A 19,552-nucleotide genomic window follows, 5' to 3' on the forward strand; every position below is an offset into this window, starting at 1 on the left:
ACGAACGGGTGAGGGTAACTTAAAGGTACGCCATTGGCGACTTATCCTTCTTCGTCATGCGATGGAAATACAGGGAGCGTGAAATCATTGAACTCCAGTCAAAGGAAGCGATGGTTTGGCCTGGTTCTCGTTTTCTTCATTTGCATGATCGGAAGCTCCACCCCGTTTCAACATTTTGCCGCAATCCCGAATGAACTTCGTTTATTCTCCGGGCAACTGAAACGTTTACAATATGGAGTGCCCGTTCATGCTGAAGTAACGGTCGACCCTCAAATGCTTCAGATTAACGGATCAACCAGTCATTCTTTATCCGTAAATTTGAATGAACCACTGTCACTGCAGTCGAGTCAAAGCGGTCAAACGAAAATGAAAGTGAAATTATTTGGTAAAATTCCATTCAAGACTGTAAAGGTTAATGTTGTACCTGATCTCCGTGTCATTCCAGGCGGTCAAACGATTGGAGTCAAAGTTAAATCATCGGGCATCTTAGTTGTAGGACATCATCAGGTAGCTGGCAGCAACGGCATGAAACAATCCCCTGGTGAGGCCGCAGGACTGCGTTTAGGCGATTTAATTGTGAAGATTGATGGTACAAGCATTAATCAAGTAAACAGGATTGCGGAGCTAAGTGAGAAGGCTGGCAATGAGAAGAAGCCGCTTGAAGTAACCTATAAGCGAGATGGGCAATTAGGCAAGACGCTTTTAAATCCAGTATTTGATGCGGAAGATAAGGCATGGCGGTTAGGTTTATATATCCGTGATTCAGCAGCCGGCGTAGGCACATTAACGTTTTATGCCCCAGATCAGGGTGTTTATGGAGCATTAGGCCATGTTATCACGGATATGGACACACAAACTCCTATTGATGTTGGCGAAGGCCAGATTTTACAGTCCAGCGTTACGTCCATTAACAAAAGCCAAAATGGCGAGCCGGGAGAAAAAAGAGCGCATTTTGTGAAAGAAAGCAAAATATTAGGCAATGTTGAGCGAAACACTCCGTTTGGCATTTTCGGCAAAATGAATGAAGTTCCTACTCACAGTTACAGTGATAAATCTGTTCCTGTCGCATTTGCTGAAGATGTTAAGGAAGGGCCAGCGCAAATTTTGACTGTTGTGAATGGACAGAAGGTTGAGCGCTTTGATATTGAAATTGTGCATGTATCAAAGCAATCTGGTCCAGCAACAAAAGGTTTGGTTATTAAGATAACGGACAAAAGATTGTTAAGCAAAACCGGGGGTATCGTTCAAGGGATGTCAGGTAGTCCGATCATTCAAGATGGCAAATTAGTTGGAGCTGTCACTCATGTATTCGTTAATGATCCCTCTTCAGGATATGGTTGCTTTATCGAATGGATGCTGCAGGATGCAGGAGTGCTGCTGAAGTCGGCAAATGGACATATCGGCGAAGCTGCATAATGGCTTGCTATTAGAAAATAACGCCCACTTGAGCTGAACAGCAGCTTAGGCGGGCGTTATTTTTAATTAAATCCTTTTATCTAAAAACCGCGTCAATACGTAAATGAGCAATGAAATTTGTCGAAGAAGAACGAACATCATCGGTACATGTAATAAATTTTTTATTATATCGAATCCCCGTAAAAAAATAAAGAAAAATAATTTTCGACAGAAGGAATTGAACTCCACATGTCGAAAACTTTAGATTAGACAACTAGTGAGCGAAATCATGAATATCATTTAAGGGAGGACCACAACTTGCATAAGATCGAAGTATTATTAGCAGATGACAACCGGGAATTTACTAACTTGTTATCGGAATACATATCCGAACAAAGTGATATGAGTGTGAGTGGAGTCGCGTATAATGGAGAAGAGGTTTTAAGACATCTGGAGGAAGCAAGAAAAGTTCCTGATGTACTTATCCTTGATATTATTATGCCTCATTTGGATGGACTAGGTGTACTTGAACGGTTGAAAGAAATTAACCTATCTCCTATGCCCAAGATCATTATGCTGACTGCTTTCGGCCAAGAGAACATTACTCAAAAAGCGGTACAGCTTGGTGCTTCCTATTATATTTTGAAGCCGTTTGACATGGATATTTTAGCTAATCGTATTCGTCAGCTTGTTGGGAACCCAACTTACTCTTCAACGGGCAGCTTCACAACTAGCTCCTCTTCAATGAAATCCAACGTCGTTCCTATCCCTAAAGGGAAAAACCTCGATGCCAACATTACGAGCATCATTCATGAAATCGGAGTACCTGCTCATATTAAAGGTTACCAGTACTTGCGTGAAGCGATTACGATGGTTTATAACAATATCGAAATTCTTGGTGCGATCACAAAAACTCTTTATCCTGCGATTGCTGAAAAATTCAAAACAACGCCATCTCGCGTTGAACGCGCTATCCGCCACGCCATTGAAGTGGCTTGGACACGGGGCAACATCGACAGCATCTCTCACTTGTTTGGCTACACGATCAACATCAGCAAATCAAAGCCTACTAATAGCGAGTTTATCGCAATGGTGGCTGATAAGCTGAGGATTGAGCATAAAGTTAGCTGAACGTAGACAGCACGTGGCTTCTCGGTCAATATTCGATAGCTGAGGCGGTGAATTTACGTACCAGGTAGCGTCACCGTTCCGATGAATATTTACGTAACCATTGCGTTAAACTCCTTCGTTTACACCTCGCAATCAGCGCGTGTTTATCGGATAATTAGACAACGCTATCATACACGATTTAATGCGCAAGTTCAAACGCTTGTTCGTACGCCCGTTTACGAAGTTCTAACGATTTATTACGTTAGAACTTCGTTATCGGGCGTTTTTCTGTTCTACTTACGAGCGTGTAGGCGGAACTAGATCTAATCGCACTAAAGGAGAAAATTGCGTATGTTGATCTCTGACATGCTCGTCGTTAACTCGTACATAGCTACGTGTAGTCTCAATGTCGGCGTGAGATACTATGCGCTGTAACGTAAATAAATCTCCACCATTCAGTAAATACGTTGTACAAAAATAGCTGCGGAATTGATGTGGATAAGCAAGTTTTGGGTTAACGCCAACTTTAATCGCATACTCATTTAAAGATTTGCGAAATCGGTCCGCCTTTAACGGATCACCTTTTTTCGATAAGAAAATATATTCCGTTTCAAAATAAGTTTTATTTCTATTGATAAGCGCTAATAACTCGCTCACAGTCCCTTGTGATAACGGCACGACTCGCGGCTTACGGTTCTTATTCATCCATGCAGGTAAGTGGATACAACGCGCTTTTACATCAAGTAGCTCCGTAGTTAATCTTAACGCTTCTTGTATGCGAAAACCGCCGTCAGCTAAAAGTATCATTAAGGCGCGGTCACGAAGACCCGTAGGCGTGTCAGTGTTAGGCGATCCAATTAACTTACGTACGTCGTCATCAGTAAACGTAATTTTTTCCTTACGGTCATAGCGCGGTAATTTGATTTTTGTAACTGGATTCTTAGGGATATAGTTTTCACCCGCTAGAAAATTAAATATTGTTTTAATTGTCATCAAACGGGTAATTATAGTTTGTGCAGCCAGAGTGTCGGAGCTCTTTCTTCCGTCCGTTGCATTACTAAATTTAGTTTTATCGAACATAAAAGTTACATACTCTCGGATCTTAGCAGCCGTAATAGAATTTATTAAGCAATCTTCTGCGATCCAATCCGTAAAATAACCCCAGTTGATAATATAGACCTGCGCTGTTCTAGCGCGAACGCCTTCCGCTTTCTTTGCGTTATAAAACAAAGTGAACGCGTCAGCTAAAGTATAATTTGACATTGTATCTGCCTCCTTGGTGTATGTTTCGTTAACTATATCGGCAGAATAACAAAAAACTTTAGTGCTTTAGCGCGTTAAACGAATTCTTGGCGCACATCAAACGAAGATTCAACGAACATCAATGCAAATTAAAAACGCCCACAGATTGAGCCAGTGGACGTAATATATTCGTTATTATGTGGCGCTAATTACATCCTCGACGCGGAACCATTCCGAAGCGCCATCGTTTACTTCCATTCGTACGCGACTACCAATCGTATCAATACGGTCGATTACGCCTGTAGCGCGGCTATCTTCGAACTTATCGAATAGGACAAGCGTAATCTCCGTTTTGTTCGCGAATGATTCCGATATTTTACCGTAGAGGGCTTCGAGCTCATCACCGTAGAGTATCGGCTTTTCTTTCGCCTTTAACTCGCGACTAAATTCGTTTATACGTACGATATGCTCTGGTAACATCATGCGGCTGCTTTCCCACATACCATTACCGGTCAATTTTTTACGTTGCGTTGTCATAGCGATCACCTCAACGCTATTATATGCGAACGTTTGTTCGTTAGTCAATTAGTTGATATCATATTCTAGAGTTACTAAAAATACTGAACTGAGTCTTCTTCTTCGATATGTGGCTAGATATTTTTGAGTGCTACTGCCAGTGTACACCTCTCTTGCTCTTTTAAGAAAGGCAGCAAACTTAACGTCAGTAAGTAATTCGATCATATCCTTTTCCTTCGCTTTACCAACCCTTTGTCTAGTTTTTATTAAATAAATATCTCCGGTGTCTACGTCTAACTTAAACCCTTTGGGATCAAGACTATGCCCGTGAGGAATCGAAGGCCACGGATCGACGTCAGTTAAATGAAATTCCCAAAACATCTTACCAGCACTTATTTTAGGCCTTATACCTTTAGGCCGGAAAAGTGTACCAGCTCGTCTAACTCTTCTTTTACGCATTCTGACTTAGTCCTCCTTATTTAGCGTAAACGAACGTACAATTAGCGCGCATAAACTGCTCATCGCGTATTTTCACTGTCTCATTCGTAATTTCGTCTATAAGGCCAGTACCGATGAGCTCGTTATTTTGAAACGCGAGCACAACAGATTCATCGAGCGCGGCCGTATAGAAGTGTAGCGGCGCAGTTAGTTGACGGAATCCTTTATACTTCACTATCTCACCTCTCGAATTCGCTTAGTTTCAATTACTGCGCTACGTATTAAGAATACGGCAGCAAGGATGTGCAACGTCATACCGAGAAACGGAATCCACCCGAGAGCAGACGCAGCTACTCCGAGTACACTTGGGTAAATGGGGCGGTTAATGCGCTTGCAAGCAATCAATGTAATGATATGTATGACTAGCATTAACGGTAACAGAGACCATGATGTCGCGAAAATTATAAAGCCACCGAGTACTGGTACTCCGAGAAGTCCTTCGCAAACTCCTGTAGTCCACAATAAATTTTTTACTGCTTTCATATTTGACCTCCGTATATAGTTTTGGTCTATTTGAACTACATAATATTATAATCCCTTATCCACATATTGGGAAGAAAAACCCGCCGTAATCAGCGGGCATCATCGTCATAAATCCGCAATTGTAAGCACCTTCGCATCCATCCCGTCCATTAACGCCGTCAACCGCTTCTGCCGGTACTCGCTCACGGTTACATATATAAGCTGCGGGAACGGTCCGTTCTTCGCCTGCCAGCGTCCCGTAGCGCAGAGCTCGCGGTATAATCCGATCTTACGTTCATTCTGCGCCATTGCCTGCGTGTTATCTACTTCGAGGAACGCATAGGGTCCACCAGCCTTCACTCGAAATAGAGCGTCCGCAATCAACGTCTTATCATCCCATTTTACCGTATGTTCTTCGCGCCATTGTTCCGGTCTCAATGCGACGTACACTTCGTTTCGTATAATCGCATGGTTAACGTGAAGAGTGCGTCTACGCTGCGTTTGGCTGCCGATTTCCTTGCGGCCGCGTGCGTTTAAATACCATACCGTCTCGCCTTCGCGAAAGGACGATAGAAACTCGCTCATATCGTTAAGGATGCGCGTAGTATTCCGGCTGCCTCCGAGGTCATGGAGTCGTTGTATCTGCGACGTTGTAAGGTAGCCGAAGCGGTCACAAGAATGTAATATCGCTATCCAGCGGGCTAGTTTCGCTTGCGTACGGTTTATCGTCAACGACATGGCGCGATTCCTCCTCGTTTTCAAACGTTCCGACGTCGAAACATTTACGCGGTAACTCTGCGATCAATTTCTTCGCGTCTTCTGCCGTCAAATACGGAGCCTGCAGCGTCTCATCATGCGCGGTCTGATAGATGAGGCGCCCTGGTACGTCCGGTAACGCGGCAGCTCCGTCATGGTCGAGTACGATGCGGCTTTGCGTGCCGTCACGAGTACGGAAGCATATACTGGACGCGATGTTCGTTTTAATCAGACCGTCCACGATGTCCGCTGACGGGCGTTGCGTAGCCAGCACAAGTAATACGCCTGCGGCGCGGCCTTTAGCGGATAAGCGCGTTATGATCGATTTAATCTCGTTTTTCAGCTTCGCTTCTGGATCGCCTGCCCGCGTTTTAAAGTCCGCGAGCTCATCTACGACAAATATCGTTTTCTTACCCGACCATTGCTGCGAACCATTGGCCGCCATAACCTCGTATCTGCGGATCATTTCGGATTCGACCGCTGCTGCCGCGTTCCGTACGTCCGGTAACGTAATAGCGAAGCCGACCACGCACTCCAAGTCGCGAAATATGCCGAGCTCGACGCCGCCTTTTAAATCGCATAGATACATATCCGGAGCTGGACCGGTTGCGAGCTGCGCCAAGATAGCGCGCAATAGGACGGACTTACCGCCGCCACTGATTCCACCAATAAGTAAATGCGGGTATGGTCCGTCGAAATCGTAATAGCGTTGTTCGCCGCGCCGGTTAACGCCGATGAATACGCGGTACGACGCTTGGTGCAGGTCTGCACTAACCGTCACATACGCAACCTTCGTCGGCATCTTCGCGGTAATGATATCTACGACGAGACCGTTGTCATATCGCATTTCCATATCATCGGCATTGACGCGGAGTGCTTCAGCAATTGCGCGCTGCTGATCGATAACTTTCGCGGAGCTTAAGCCGGCCGGTAGATTAACGAGATAGCGTTCGCCCCACGGTTGCTTATACTCCGCGTTGACGGTGGGGAGCGCTACGTCGGCGCCATACGTTACCGAGAGGCCCAGCGTCTTGCAGGCGGCTACGAACTGCCTGCTACGTTTAAAAGACCGAGAGAAAGGGAGGGAGTGAAGAGAAGTTAATAATGATCCACACAATAACCCAAATCCAATCTCAAATATCATGATGGCCTCCTTTCAAACCTATAGTTCTTTCGCGGAAACGGAAGGGTGGCGGACAAGCCCGAAGCTAGGCGCGGCGCGGATCGGTCAATTCCGTTCATTTATTCGGCGTGCGTACAGTATTCGGAATGTATAACGGAAGGATAACGGACAAGGGCGGGCGGTTAACGGAGGAAGGGTGAACGGAATAGACGCGGCCAGTTACAGCATTAACGCCAGCATCCCGCTAACCCACTCATACGCGATCATGGCGCCGGAACCGAGCAGGAAGTAGCGGCCGAACCTACGCGCGGTCAAGGCTCCATCCGTATTACCTGCGTCACGGCTGCGCTTCTCTAATAGCGTCGTGGTGATTACGATTGCACCGATAGTTACATACGTCATCAAGGTGAACACGCTCCCTATGCGAATATTCCGCAGCTACGTTCCTGCGGTAGTGATATAGGTTATGAACGTTAAACGTTCAATATGCACAAAATAAAAACCCCGTTCCGATGAACGAGGCTTATTCCGTATGAATGATCGTAAATAGATCGTTAGGTGTTATATCAAGGTAAGAGCATATTCTGGCTATAAGCTGCGCAGGAATACGCTTTGTGCTTATGTCTTTATTGTTAATCAGATCATTTATTGTGGAACGCCTATGGTTAAGGTCTTTCGACAACTGTAGAGCGGATATGCCTTTTTGCTTAAGTATTTCCCCTAAATTACAACATAGATTAACCGGATTTTGTTCCCAATCCACTCGCGAGTCACCTCCCATAATTAGTATACGAAAATATTTTCTATTAATCTATTGACCGTTTAACGTTCAAATGGTATATTTTACCCGTAAGTGATCGTTTAACGTTCAATTGGACATGCTAAATAACAAGGAGGTTCCACCTATATGTTAAAACAACCGCACCGTTTACGTTTCGCACTTCGTACAGACGGACTTATATTCGTATCCATTCTCGATCGTTCCACGCCTATCAGCTTCGTAACTCAACCGGTTTTCTTTCATAAGGTCGTCGGTATCTCACCGCGTAAGACAATCGGCACAGTCACTGTTAACGACGCACAGCTGCTTACACTCGGTATGATTCCCGCAAGAAATACGAAGGAGGTTCCCGTAAATGATACTCGCATTACAATCAGCGCCTAATCCGCAAATCCGTCGTCGTTCTGTTAAAGGCCGTCTAATTGCACGTGTCATTGGCGCATTGTGTGCCGAGCTTTTATCCGGATTCGTAGGAGGATTGATGTCACGATGAAACGTCGCTTTAAGATTCTTCCGGTTTATAATGGTCCTCAGTCATGGATAAACGGCCGGACGCGTCACAGGAACGTTTATGGCGAGTACGTTAAGATTGAACGCAAACGCATTTACTTGGAGGTGTTCCCTTTATGAAAACGACCGTCCACCGTATGGCGTTTTATCTTTGTAAAGTCAGCGATTACAATGGAGCGCGCTTCGATATACTCCGCGGCCGTCCCGCTAGGAAGCCGCCAGCAACGCGACCGTCACGTTTGTTACTGTATAAAATTGCGTTGTACAAGCGTATCCGATCGGAGGCCGGTGTATGTTGACTCCGATTAAGATTCGCATTAATGCTTCGGTTTATGACGGATTCCTTCTGCCGGATTCCGCGCACGCCTTGTACGTTTCGGAAGAATTTGCCTTTCTTATCGCAGTAACATCAGCGAATAATCAGTACACACAATTACGAGAAGCGTTCGTCGTCTCGATTGAGGCCGAAGAGGACGCTGAGTTTATTGCGGACCTGTACCGTCGGTTAACGGAGGTTTCTGCTTATACGCTACTTACGCGTTATTACGATGAAGAGTTCGATGCTTTTAATATTCCGTCTGAATGAGCACCGGCTGGTTACCGGTCGAAACGAAGGGAGCGCGCTATGCTTCCATCGTCACGGATAACCTTTGCGCCAACATTGCGTTATTCCGTTCTTTTCTGTCCGTGCTGGTCGCGCTGCAACGCTTCCAGGCCGCTATGCGGACGCTTTACTGTCGCCGTTTAGCGCCAACTATTCGGCGGCCGATCGCTTGTCCTCGGGTTATTGCGGCGGCAAACGTACTGACTCGGTTCAATATAACGAAGGTGACTGCGTGGCGTTTTGAACGCTTCGGTGCGGCTACACCGTATGGCACGCGTATTCACCGGCACTACCTGGCGCTCGATCACGGCGGCTAACCGTTGGTCGGGCGTCTTCCCTTTATAATGGGTAATACGACATATGCGAACATACGTTTCATTTTTCGTAAAAAGTTTTCGTATTATTTTTCAAATGACGACGAGGTTTGAAACCACACTGCGTTGAAAACGACATTGATGTCGTATTTGACCCCAAAGTAAGAACGGATAGGCGTCATATTAAATGATGACGAGAAGGATACGCACATTCTGCGTATCGTCTGTACGAAATACCGTCATTTGAAATGACGGTAAGTTAACACACCGAATCAGTGCGTCAGGTCAGGAGTAGAGGCGGTAAACGGTGAATTTTTAGGTCGTATTCAAAAGTCCGCATCCGCTACGATAGGGACTGCGGATTTTTTTTCGTTTAAAGTGTGCGGATTGAGTCAATGACCGCAGATAATTAGATATAAGCGCGAATGAAGCGCAAAACGAAGAGGAGGACGAAGCATGAACGTTAACATTCGCAAGCTCTCGCCAGACGCCGTTATCCCAACGTACGCCACCGCAGGAGCTGCCGGTTTCGATTTGTACAGGCCGCGGAAGCTCGCGCCGTCATAAAACGAAAAAGCCCGCCAAATGACGGGCCTGCAGTATATTCGTTACTTTTTACGCTCAGTTACGCCGAGATGCGCTTTTAATCCGTCCTGTAGTACACGTGAAAAATTCACTTTTTGATCCGTCGCGAGATCATCGAGCCATTTTGGTATCGTTAACGTTTTCTTTACGGCTTGTTCCGCCACTTTATCACGGAATATAGGCATCCATACATCGATGAGCACAACGATTTGATTCACGTCAAGTTTAACGTTGAGGGAGCGTGTAGGCTGCGGGATAATCTCATTATCTGTTTCCATTCCGTACAAATGCAACGCCATGCACTCGCGTGCCATGCGTAAGGCCTCTTCATCAGTGTCACCGCAGGTTAGCGCGCCGGGTAGATCCGGAAATTCTACGGAGATACCATCATCTGCGTAATCGAATATCGCGGGAAATACGTACCGGTCATTCATTTATAGTTACTCCTCCTTAAAATTGGATTCTATGTAATCCTTACAAGAAGGGGCTATTTAAGCCCCGCTTGCTTTAGGATGCTATCAACAGTTTTGATAGGTAAGTCTTTCTTTGGATGTGGGATAGTTACTCTTCCCTTTTTTGTTGGGTGTTTATACTGCTTGTGGTCACCCGTTGTATGTACATGATACCAGCCGTCGTTCTCAACCATTTTTACCATCTCCCTGGATGATCTTCCGCGTAAGTCCATCGCGTCCTCCCTTCTAAAACAATTATAACACGTATTCTAACACGTGTCAAGGAATAACACGTATTAATGTACGTACTTATTCAGAATGGCTTTCGCAAAAAGTACGAACTTTAGTTGTCCCAATTTCCGGATTTTCAGTAGTTATAAATAGTATAAGCAGCTTTGTCCCAATTTCTCCGAATATGGGGGGTATATGAAGTGATTGTCCCAATTTTCTAATTGTCAGCGGGTATCTATAACGTAAAGAGCGTTGTCCCAATATTCGAAAAGTGAGCGTGTATATAGAGTAGACGCGATGTCCCAATTTCGCGATAACGAGTACTTACTATATTGAGTGCGGTATATGCGAAACGGAATCGGCCGTCGTCAATAAAGTAACAGCGGAAAAATGTGCGAGAGCAAAAGTGTGTCCGAATAATACCGTGTCAGCAAAAAAAGTCTATACAAAGTTGTGCGGGAGCGATTCGGAAAGCGACTATAAATGTATATGGTGAATGTGCAGAACGCGGTCGACCAGCATTAAAAACGTACAGGCTGCGGATTCATCGACGACTGGCTAGATATGCACGTAAAGGAGGAACCGTTGTGAAAACTCAGAAACGCACCTCGCATGTATTTTCAGCTAGCCTACCAGAAATAGAAGCGGAATTAGCCGGATTTCTCGGCGCCATCGATGCGGCGGATAAAGCAACAGGCAGCGCGGTATTGGAGATAGGTAGGCGGCTAATTTTCGTGAAGGAGAACCACACGAAACACGGCGAGTGGATACCGTGGCTTAAACGCGTGGGGATTGCGAAAAGAACGGCTCAGAGCTACGCAAAGGCTTTTGAACAATTCGGAAATGTGCCGCTGGCTGCGCTTTTGAACGCGTCAAAAATGTTCGAGTTAGCTTCGCTGCCACCCGAAATAAATATGCCCGAATTCCTCGCGTGTGAGTACGCCGTTCCTTCATCCGGATTGAAGAAATACGTAAACCTGATGACGAAGGAGGAGCTGCGGGAAGTTGTACGACTTGAACGGGAACGCGCCGGCCTCGTAAAACCGAAACAACCGAAAGTAAGCGCGAGTACAGAGCCGCAAGTATTAAAAAATCCGTTCGAGACGCTTGCGATCGACCAGGACAAACGTGACGTTTTGTATGGATTACCGGTAGATGTTGCGCTCAAAGTCGCCGCGCTCGAGCCTGACCTTATGAAATCGGTTCTAAATGTAGCATCTATGCTATCAAACCGTGCGTTCACGGAGAACTATAGTTCCGTTCTAACGGGTGTGATAGGTGGAAAGAAGGCGTCAGAAATCGTACGCGCATATAAGAAACCATCGAACAGGCAACCGCTTAGCGGGCTGGCGATCGATCCGTACGAAATACTCGGCGTATGGGACGGCGATAGTGATGCGGATGTCAAACGGAAGTATCGTGCGTTGGTACAAAAGGTGCATCCGGATAAAGGCGGCTCGGAGTTGTTATTCAAAATCGTTAACGCAGCGTGGGAAACGTACCAAACCGACTATTAAAATACGCGGTCAATAGCCGCTTAATATAAATTAAAATACAAATCGTGGAGGGATTACGAATGGGTCAGATACAACAAGTGTTTAGTTACGAGAGCAACGAAGTAAGGACGGTATTGGTCGGGGGAGAGCCGTGGTTTGTCGCGAAGGATGTTTGCGATATTTTAGAAATCAAAAATAGCCGAGAAGTCGTGGCGCGCTTAGATGACGATGAGAAGGGTGTAGTTTTAACCGACACCCTTGGCGGAAAGCAACAAGCAGCGGCAGTTAATGAATCCGGACTATACACGGTAATCATGTCATCGCGCAAACCCGAAGCGAAGGCGTTCCGCAAATGGGTCACTTCCGAAGTCATTCCGTCAATTCGTAAAACTGGCGGATACAATGTTCTCGCCGTTCCTTCTTACGCAATCGACGACCGAGTTGCGCGTGCTAAGCGTTGGATCGAAGAGGAAGAGGCGCGACAGGCGCTAGAACTCGAAACACAGAGGCAAGCTACGTTATTAATCGAGCAGGCTCCAAAAATATCATATTACGACTCGATCTTAAGGTCGAATGACGCGCTCTCTGTTACGCAAATCGCAAAGGACTACGGGCTAGGGGCTGCAGAGCTCAATCAAATGCTAAAAGAAGCCGGTGTCCAATACAAATCGGGTACCCAGTGGGTGCTAAAATCCGCGTACGTAGGAAACGGTTATTCAAAGTCAGAAACGTTTGTCAATGAAAGCGGTGGTTCGCGTGTATATACGAAATGGACGCAGAAAGGGCGTTTGTTCATCCACGAATTACTTACGGATAAGGGTATCGAACCGGGAGGAAAGCCGAAGCGAAATCGCAGACGTAAGCGTCAGACAAATAAACTACTACAGGCGCCGGTACTAACATTAACGTTATCACTTAAGTAGTAATAGTCTCCAGCTTGGAACCTGTTTGCTAACAACATACTCTGAAGAAAGGCGGGAATATAACTGATGAAGCAACGATATCTTTCGAAGCAGGTTTACGTGTATAACGTAGATACATCGGCTTTCTACACTGAGGAGGAAATTAGCTTACAAACAGAGATAAACGCGCTGAAACGAGCGAAGGAAGGCGCCGCCGATAAGGAACAGGTTCGCACCATCCGCGCGAGTCTACGTGAGTCAGAAGAGTTATTGCGCACGCAATTCGACACATACGGTAACGTTAGACGGTTGCGCGAGGAAAGAATGACGGATAAGGCCGTTATCTCGCTGTTTGAATCGGCGCTGACACGCACATTAGGTATTGAACCCGGCAAAGTCACAAAAGATCTGATAGTAGTAGAGACGTATTATCAAAGTATCCTCCGTTCTCTGATATTGAACGGTTTTATATTCCATAACGACAAGTACGTTTGTCTAACCGCCAGCGCTGGACAAATTCGAGAGCATAAGACTGTATTCATTCGTGAAAGTGCTTGGATAAAGCACGAAGGCGCGTTGACTGCGGGACTTAGCGTCGAAATGATTAACGCAAAGGGCGGTACGAATACGAATAAATACCTCGCTTACCTAGCGTTATCCAATTCTGCGACCGAAGTATGGCGGAATTTTCGGATCGATCGAGCGATCGTAGTCAACGATATGGAGTTTCCGGTTAAGAGCCTCGTTGACTATATCGATTGCGAATCGTTTGAGATTACGCGACAAGTAATGCCGGTTAAAATTAATCACACGGACGGTTGCGGCATGATTCTACCGCGTAAAAGCAGAAAAAGCTTCATGGTCAGAATGCCGTGGGTTAAGGGGCTTCTTGTGCCATTTCCATTCGACAAATTCGCCCAAGAGAACGGAACGCGCATCGTAAGAGACATCTACGGTAAAGAGTGGGATATTATTAAGGACGAAATCGAAGTTATCTTCACAAAGAGTCAATTCAAGATGTGGAAGTTTTATACGAGTTGGCAGGAATACGCAGATAACTTCAAAACTTACGGCTGTCAAGCAGCTAAATGTGCGGAGGAACCCGAAGAATTTGCGCAAGCGAAATCTAATTATCAGATGCTGCAGACTCTTACGGACATGACTGACACTGAGTTAAGGCAATTAACTTCGCGGACAGCAAGAGATATTATCAATATCGGTAATGACCGAGAGACGATGTTAGAACTGATGGGAGTCACGTCAGCCAATAAGTGGAAGGGATATTATCAACAGGCGCTCGAACTGTATCCAGAATTACTGTCTGACGAGTATAGCCGCCAGCAGCTCAAAGCCGTTAAAAAAAGTGTAGTCACGAAGGCGCGCGCAGGAAAATTTAAAGTGGACGGGGTATTTACGTACATCATCCCCGATCTTTACGCTTTCTGCGAATGGCTATTTTTAGGAGACGAGCATCCAAAAGGCCTAATAGCGAACGGACAAGTATCATGCAGTATCTACGAGGACGGCATCAAATTAGACTGCCTCCGAAGCCCTCATCTATACCGAGAACATGCGATACGGACGAATACGGTAAGTGACGAGACGAAGCTATGGTTCAAGTCTCGCGGGATATATACGAGCTGCCACGATTCCATAAGTAAGCTGCTTATGTTCGACTGCGACGGCGACAAGGGCCTTGTAATACGAGATCAAACGCTAGTGTCAGTAGCCGAGCGCCATATGAGCGACATCGTACCACTACATTACGAAATGAAAACGGCCACTACCGAACTTATTAACGGTGAGAACATGTTTAAAGGTCTTCACGCGGCTTATACTGGCGGAAACATCGGAGAAGTCAGCAATAATATTTCGAAGGTTTGGAACAGCCACGCTTTCAATTTAGACGCGGTTAAGATTTTATGCTGTATTAATAACTTCGTAATCGATTACGCTAAAACGCTATATAAACCAGATATACCGGTCGGAATTAAGTCTATTATCCAGGATTACACACGTACAAAAGTACCGTATTTCTTCAGATATGCGAAAGGAAAGGAGCGTGAAAAGGTTGCGCCTGTTAACCGCTCGGTGGTTAATCGATTGCATACGCTAATACCAAATCGACGGATAAATTTCAGCGCGGCGAATCTCGGTCATTTCAATTATCAACGATTAATGCGGAATAAGCGGGTGACACTCAAATCGGAAAGTGCACAAGCGATTATTACAAAATACAAAGAGCTGGATACGCGTAAGCACTCGATGTCGCACGTGACGATTGACGGTAAAGACAGCTCATTCATGTATGTCAATATTCGGAACCAGTTACTCGCGATCAACGGGCATTTAGACTACGTAGTAGACGTGCTAATTAAGTATTTATACGTCGAGCGGTCAAGTAGTTACAAAACGACATTATGGTCCAGTTTTGGCGACGTAATCGTAAGAAATCTACGGAGCAATATCGACAATAAACTCGAAGATGGCTTTATTCTGTGCGCTGACTGCGGAGTGCGTACGGAGTTGGTCAAGCAACGGCAAATCCGGTGTAGCAGTTGTAGTGAAACGCGGACGAGAGAGCGTAAGAGGCTTCAAAAGCAGCGAGAAAGGAAGTTCGATGTCGCCGTGAGTTCGTAGAGGAAACCGCATAGGACGGGGCTTTTCAGAGATAGACGTAAAAATTTCACGACAAATAAACCGAGGAATCCATATGTGGTAAGGGTTTTCGGCTCTTTGCATTAATGGTGATAAAGGGAGAGAATTGGCCTAATGAACCACTTTGTAGAGGTAGCTCTCCTATTTTTTTGTTGGATGGTCATATGTATCCATAATAAAAATATCACTTTGAAAATGCTTTGTCAAGTGGCATTTTCTGCGGGGAGGAATTTCTGCGTGAAATATACAGTAGACAAACACGGAATTGTAACCTTTCTCGACGAAACGTTAGTAGTAATAGAACGGACATACTCGGAGATTAACGATAAGAGCCCTTTGCATACAAAGACGGCTTAGATAACACTTTATTAAAACTTAAATTAAACGGAGGCTATACGATGACAAAACGTTCATTTTGCCGTTTTTGTAGCGAGACGCACACAGTTAGCGAGACAAAGGACCCGAATGGCATCGCGGTAGGGTTATTTTGTGATCGCCGTAAGGAGTTAATTACCGCGTTCACCTCACTTTGGGGTGACGAAGACGTATTCCCGTTAATTGAAAGCTACGTTGACGCTGCAGTAGACTCGGTAGCTCTTAAGCGGATTAAATCCGATAAGGTAGTAGGTCTGTCGCGTAAAATAGCGTATCAATTCATGCAGACGAGCAACGCGAGAGAGCGGAAAATTAACTATTACTTTGCGCTGCATCATGTACTAGATGCTATCCGAGCTAAAAAGGGTCGTTTGTTTTACGCAAATGGGGTGTATTAATGCCACAAACCTTCGGTAAGCAAACGTATCAAGACGACGATGGGCGCGTATTAACGGTCGTTGATGAAGCGGAGTACGAGGTTAGAAGTTACGAACAGCGTGACGCAATTCGAGAGAGTTACCGTCGCAAGGCGGCTATCGAAGCGGCCGGAGATGGGCGTAATTACGTTGTCGCGTATCACGGACCCGTACGTAAGCTTAACGATATACTGAGCCTTAACGAAATAGGCGCAATTATGAAGTTGATCCCGTATATGCGATTTGACCGTAATGGCGAGCTCAGATACGCGGCTAAACGGATGGGCATCGATGAGATAGCGCGTGCCATCGGAAAGGCGCGCCGCTGGACCGTTACAATAGTCGGTGGCTTAGTTAGTGCCGGCGTATTGGTAACGGAGAAAGACGGCAAACGAAACGTCTACAACGTGTCTGCCGAACATCATACGATAGGGCAAGCGATTAAAGGAACAGCATTTACGCGGATATACCAGACTAAAACGCGAACAGATATCGCGAAGGTATCGATACAAGCTGCGGGCTTTTTATACAAAATGATTCCGTACATCCACTACGAATATTTATACTTATGCTGCAACTCGAACGTAAGATATAGCGAGGATATCCGGCACTTATCGCAGAACCGTTTCGCGCATGAAGTCGGAGTCGACGATGAAACGGCCAGTCGTTGTATGCGCGAGTTGGTTACGGCCGGATTCGTTATGCGATCGGAGGCTTTCGGCGCGAGGATCATACGTATGAACCCTGACGTTATGTTCCGCAAGAGGCCAAGCGATGAGCACGATGAGTATACGGAATTTGTACGCGGAGAGTTTGCACAGGCATTGAGCGCAGAGGAGCACGGGGATAGCGGCGCGGTCGAGGTTAGCTACGGAGAATATCCGTACTAAAACCATCCCATATACTGCATAGCAAAGGGCAATTTCGTCCCATATACTGCATAGTTGCTAAGTGCCTTCGCGCTTAGAGCCACGTGGGATATGGACATTTTTGCGCTTTACGTCCTCTTATTCTTAGAGATAGCGCGGTTTAAATACCGCTTAACGTTATAACGTATTGTTCCCGTTGCATTTGTAAATCCGGCGCGAACATAAGAGATAGCATTTCGGATTGGTCAAATACCGCGACCAAGTCCTCATGCACAAATAATACTGGACGCGTAAGAACTTGACGCGGTCAGGGCAAGGCCGGTTTATGGCCGCGGCAGGCACTTAGGCTCGCGTTCAGATTTTAAACTGTTCGTGAGCAAACGTATATACAAACGGAGATTGACGAATAAAAGCGATCGTAAGGTACCGCATTGTTAACGTACTTTTCGGTCCGCAACCGCGGGTAATGTAACCTACGTATTAATACGCGTTTTAGGCGCTATATAATGAAGCGAGACATCACGGTGGGGCTTACGCTAGGATACGTAGATGAGGCGTATAGAGCGTCTGGTACGGTTGCACGACGCCTCTGACCGGAGAGCATGCGAAAACTCACGGGGTCAAATAATCGTGCGGCTGCGGTTGTCAAGCGTTATTTCAATAAACCCGCGAATCATACGATAGATATGTTGTCAAGCGTTTTATGCGATATTCATGCGTGAATATTTATGCACGGAACGCGCCAGACATGTTCACAAATGCCGTATTTTGACGTAAAGTAATACGCCTTTACACCGCCGAAATACCGCGTGGTTACGGGCTTTTTACGGTAGGGTATCGGAAATAAAACACGCGAATTTATGCACGTTTTATGCAGCGCCGAAAAGCCGCGTGGTTACGCCATTCTCAACGGATTGATAATCGATTATTTCCCGTGATTTAGCGCCGAGTATGCATAAATATACCGGATTTCACCGCTTTAGCGCGATAAAGAAACTATTTCGAATTTCGCGTAACTATCTGCGATGCTTTAACGTAATAAAGCGTTCTGGATGCGTGATACTTTAGCGCGGTGAAGTGCGTGACCCCCAGGCGGGGTACGCGATACCTCTACAGTTGCCGTACGGAATTAGCGCATAAAATTTTGAACTCGGGAGGTAGCGGTATACGGTTCTTCCCGTGTTTTACCTACGTTTAAGGCGTTCTATGCGTTCGGAGGTAGTTTCGTACCTTTTACGCGTTAGGCGCTTATTTGTCATAAAATCAACGTAAAGGAGGCGCTAATATGAGCGCACAGAAACGGAAGCAACTTGAATCACGCTTAGACGGTCGCCAGCGTATCGCGGCGTTAGCGTGTGTCGAGCGTGAATTTGCACCAGAAACCGAGCGCAAGTCGTTCGAAGTAATCGCACAAGAAGCTGGTGTAACTCGTAACACACTTTACGAGTGGCGAACGCAAAATAAAGCATTTATTGAATTCGTTAACGTAATCGCGGACGATTTCCTAGCGTCTAAAAGGCCTATTGTATATAAACGATTGCTACAGCTTATCGACGGTTCGCAACCTTCAGTAAAGGCGATTGACTTATTTATGAGGCGCGAGGGCTTAATTACAGCGCACGCGGTTATCGAAACGAAAGATGTCGGTGGCGGACGTGACAACGAAGATATTGCAAAGGAACTCGCTGAGTTGGACGAGTTGCTTACAGAAAAAGAAAACCCCTTCATCAGGGGTTAAATTTTTATAACTGTATCGTGGAATTCCTTAAAGTTAGTACTAAAATCTGCGTTGTTTAATTTCATTTTTTCGCCATTAGCAAAGTGCAAAGTACAAATCAACGATGAATACAGATGATCGCCTACCCAAGTCGGCTTCACATCACTCAGTTCGATGGTCTTTTTAACAATGTCACCTTTTCTACGGTAATCTACGCTACAGCCTTGCTCTTTCTCTGTAGACTTTAAGATGTATTCAAGAGATATTATGTTCGCATCATCGGATATAAGTATTCTTCCAGTAAGGTTATCGGCTTGATCCACAACATTGATTAGTACGGCTTTTTCACTACCCTCAGGGATAATAGACGTAATATTCGATAGTATTTGCTTTCCGAGTGGGAATCTTTCAATCCATTGAAACCATTCATTATATTTCATGATAGCATCTCCCCAAATACAATATTTAACAACACAATGTTACAACATTTACATTTATTAGACAAGCAAAAAGAGGTGAGAGCGCCTGGCATTCGTAAAC

Annotated in this window: 23 protein-coding genes; 12 read left to right on the forward strand and 11 right to left on the reverse strand. The window is 45.6% G+C overall.

Annotation, left to right across the window (positions count from 1 at the left end; genetic code table 11):
* Nucleotides 1-87: 87 nt before the first annotated feature.
* Nucleotides 88-1,416, forward strand: a complete 1,329-nt coding sequence (gene spoIVB, locus BK120_RS08130; RefSeq protein WP_076266964.1) for a SpoIVB peptidase — start codon at nt 88-90, stop codon at nt 1,414-1,416.
* Between the two features lie 297 nt (nt 1,417-1,713).
* Nucleotides 1,714-2,526, forward strand: coding sequence for a sporulation transcription factor Spo0A (gene spo0A / locus BK120_RS08135; RefSeq protein WP_076266965.1), 813 nt, complete (start codon nt 1,714-1,716; stop codon nt 2,524-2,526).
* 276 nt (nt 2,527-2,802) lie between these two features.
* On the opposite strand, the gene BK120_RS08140 is transcribed toward spo0A, so the two are convergent.
* From BK120_RS08140 to BK120_RS08180, 8 genes are all read right to left on the reverse strand, one after another.
* Nucleotides 2,803-3,768 carry a tyrosine-type recombinase/integrase gene (locus BK120_RS08140; protein ID WP_076266966.1) on the reverse strand — a complete coding sequence of 322 codons (966 nt, stop codon included), beginning with the start codon at nt 3,766-3,768 and terminating at the stop codon, nt 2,803-2,805.
* Nucleotides 3,769-3,942: 174 nt separating this feature from the next.
* Complete coding sequence (locus tag BK120_RS08145) at nt 3,943-4,284, reverse strand: YolD-like family protein (RefSeq protein WP_076266967.1); 342 nt, start codon at nt 4,282-4,284, stop codon at nt 3,943-3,945.
* Between the two features lie 48 nt (nt 4,285-4,332).
* Nucleotides 4,333-4,722, reverse strand: a complete 390-nt coding sequence (locus tag BK120_RS08150) for a hypothetical protein (RefSeq protein ID WP_076266968.1) — start codon at nt 4,720-4,722, stop codon at nt 4,333-4,335.
* Nucleotides 4,723-4,738: 16 nt separating this feature from the next.
* Nucleotides 4,739-4,936 carry a hypothetical protein gene (locus BK120_RS08155; protein WP_076266969.1) on the reverse strand — a complete coding sequence of 66 codons (198 nt, stop codon included), beginning with the start codon at nt 4,934-4,936 and terminating at the stop codon, nt 4,739-4,741.
* A 413-nt stretch (nt 4,937-5,349) separates the two neighbouring features.
* On the reverse strand, nt 5,350-5,961 hold the full coding sequence (locus BK120_RS08165; RefSeq protein ID WP_083681726.1) for a replication-relaxation family protein: 612 nt from the start codon (nt 5,959-5,961) through the stop codon (nt 5,350-5,352).
* On the reverse strand, nt 5,894-6,826 hold the full coding sequence (locus BK120_RS08170; RefSeq protein ID WP_179089761.1) for an FtsK/SpoIIIE domain-containing protein: 933 nt from the start codon (nt 6,824-6,826) through the stop codon (nt 5,894-5,896). Before BK120_RS08170 ends, BK120_RS08165 begins: the two co-directional genes overlap by 68 nt.
* Nucleotides 6,827-7,321: 495 nt before the next feature.
* The gene (locus BK120_RS08175; RefSeq protein ID WP_144376706.1) at nt 7,322-7,507 is read right to left on the reverse strand and encodes a hypothetical protein; all 186 of its coding nucleotides are present in this window, start codon (nt 7,505-7,507) and stop codon (nt 7,322-7,324) included.
* Nucleotides 7,508-7,625: 118 nt separating this feature from the next.
* Entirely contained in the window at nt 7,626-7,865 is a 240-nt protein-coding gene (locus BK120_RS08180) for a helix-turn-helix domain-containing protein (RefSeq protein WP_256710825.1), read from the reverse strand.
* Between the two features lie 144 nt (nt 7,866-8,009).
* Between BK120_RS08180 and BK120_RS08185 the strand changes: the two genes are divergently transcribed.
* The 4 genes from BK120_RS08185 (at nt 8,010) to BK120_RS08195 (ending at nt 8,979) form a co-directional block, all read left to right on the forward strand.
* Entirely contained in the window at nt 8,010-8,267 is a 258-nt protein-coding gene (locus tag BK120_RS08185; protein WP_076266974.1) for a hypothetical protein, read from the forward strand.
* Entirely contained in the window at nt 8,239-8,376 is a 138-nt protein-coding gene (locus BK120_RS35175) for a hypothetical protein (protein ID WP_179089762.1), read from the forward strand. Before BK120_RS08185 ends, BK120_RS35175 begins: the two co-directional genes overlap by 29 nt.
* Nucleotides 8,373-8,513, forward strand: a complete 141-nt coding sequence (locus BK120_RS35180) for a hypothetical protein (RefSeq protein ID WP_179089763.1) — start codon at nt 8,373-8,375, stop codon at nt 8,511-8,513. Before BK120_RS35175 ends, BK120_RS35180 begins: the two co-directional genes overlap by 4 nt.
* 172 nt (nt 8,514-8,685) lie before the next feature.
* Nucleotides 8,686-8,979, forward strand: coding sequence for a cupin domain-containing protein (locus BK120_RS08195; RefSeq protein WP_076266976.1), 294 nt, complete (start codon nt 8,686-8,688; stop codon nt 8,977-8,979).
* Between the two features lie 940 nt (nt 8,980-9,919).
* Here BK120_RS08195 and BK120_RS08205 read toward each other — a convergent pair.
* Nucleotides 9,920-10,330 (reverse strand): type II toxin-antitoxin system HicB family antitoxin, encoded by a 411-nt coding sequence (locus BK120_RS08205; RefSeq protein ID WP_076266978.1) that lies wholly within the window; start codon nt 10,328-10,330, stop codon nt 9,920-9,922.
* A 53-nt stretch (nt 10,331-10,383) separates the two neighbouring features.
* On the reverse strand, nt 10,384-10,581 hold the full coding sequence (locus BK120_RS08210) for a type II toxin-antitoxin system HicA family toxin (RefSeq protein WP_076266979.1): 198 nt from the start codon (nt 10,579-10,581) through the stop codon (nt 10,384-10,386).
* A gap of 585 nt (nt 10,582-11,166) precedes the next feature.
* On the opposite strand from BK120_RS08210, the gene BK120_RS35185 reads away from it, so the two are divergent.
* The 6 genes from BK120_RS35185 (at nt 11,167) to BK120_RS08245 (ending at nt 19,033) form a co-directional block, all read left to right on the forward strand.
* Nucleotides 11,167-12,096, forward strand: a complete 930-nt coding sequence (locus BK120_RS35185; protein WP_076266980.1) for a DnaJ domain-containing protein — start codon at nt 11,167-11,169, stop codon at nt 12,094-12,096.
* Between the two features lie 59 nt (nt 12,097-12,155).
* On the forward strand, nt 12,156-12,998 hold the full coding sequence (locus BK120_RS08220; protein WP_076266981.1) for a BRO family protein: 843 nt from the start codon (nt 12,156-12,158) through the stop codon (nt 12,996-12,998).
* 66 nt (nt 12,999-13,064) lie between these two features.
* Nucleotides 13,065-15,617, forward strand: a complete 2,553-nt coding sequence (locus BK120_RS08225; protein ID WP_076266982.1) for an RNA dependent RNA polymerase — start codon at nt 13,065-13,067, stop codon at nt 15,615-15,617.
* 416 nt (nt 15,618-16,033) lie between these two features.
* Nucleotides 16,034-16,408: a hypothetical protein gene (locus tag BK120_RS08235; RefSeq protein WP_076266984.1), complete on the forward strand. Its 375-nt coding sequence runs from the start codon at nt 16,034-16,036 to the stop codon at nt 16,406-16,408.
* Nucleotides 16,408-17,316 carry a hypothetical protein gene (locus tag BK120_RS08240; protein ID WP_076266985.1) on the forward strand — a complete coding sequence of 303 codons (909 nt, stop codon included), beginning with the start codon at nt 16,408-16,410 and terminating at the stop codon, nt 17,314-17,316. Before BK120_RS08235 ends, BK120_RS08240 begins: the two co-directional genes overlap by 1 nt.
* Before the next feature lie 1,264 nt (nt 17,317-18,580).
* A complete protein-coding gene (locus tag BK120_RS08245) occupies nt 18,581-19,033 on the forward strand; it encodes a phBC6A51 family helix-turn-helix protein (protein WP_076266986.1) in 453 nt (150 codons plus the stop codon).
* Here the strand turns inward: BK120_RS08245 and BK120_RS08250 are convergent.
* Entirely contained in the window at nt 19,030-19,452 is a 423-nt protein-coding gene (locus tag BK120_RS08250; protein ID WP_076266987.1) for a hypothetical protein, read from the reverse strand. The genes BK120_RS08245 and BK120_RS08250 overlap by 4 nt on opposite strands.
* Between the last annotated feature and the right edge of the window lie 100 nt (nt 19,453-19,552).

This window comes from Paenibacillus sp. FSL A5-0031, assembly GCF_001956295.1.
In the GTDB taxonomy this organism is placed as follows: domain Bacteria; phylum Bacillota; class Bacilli; order Paenibacillales; family Paenibacillaceae; genus Pristimantibacillus.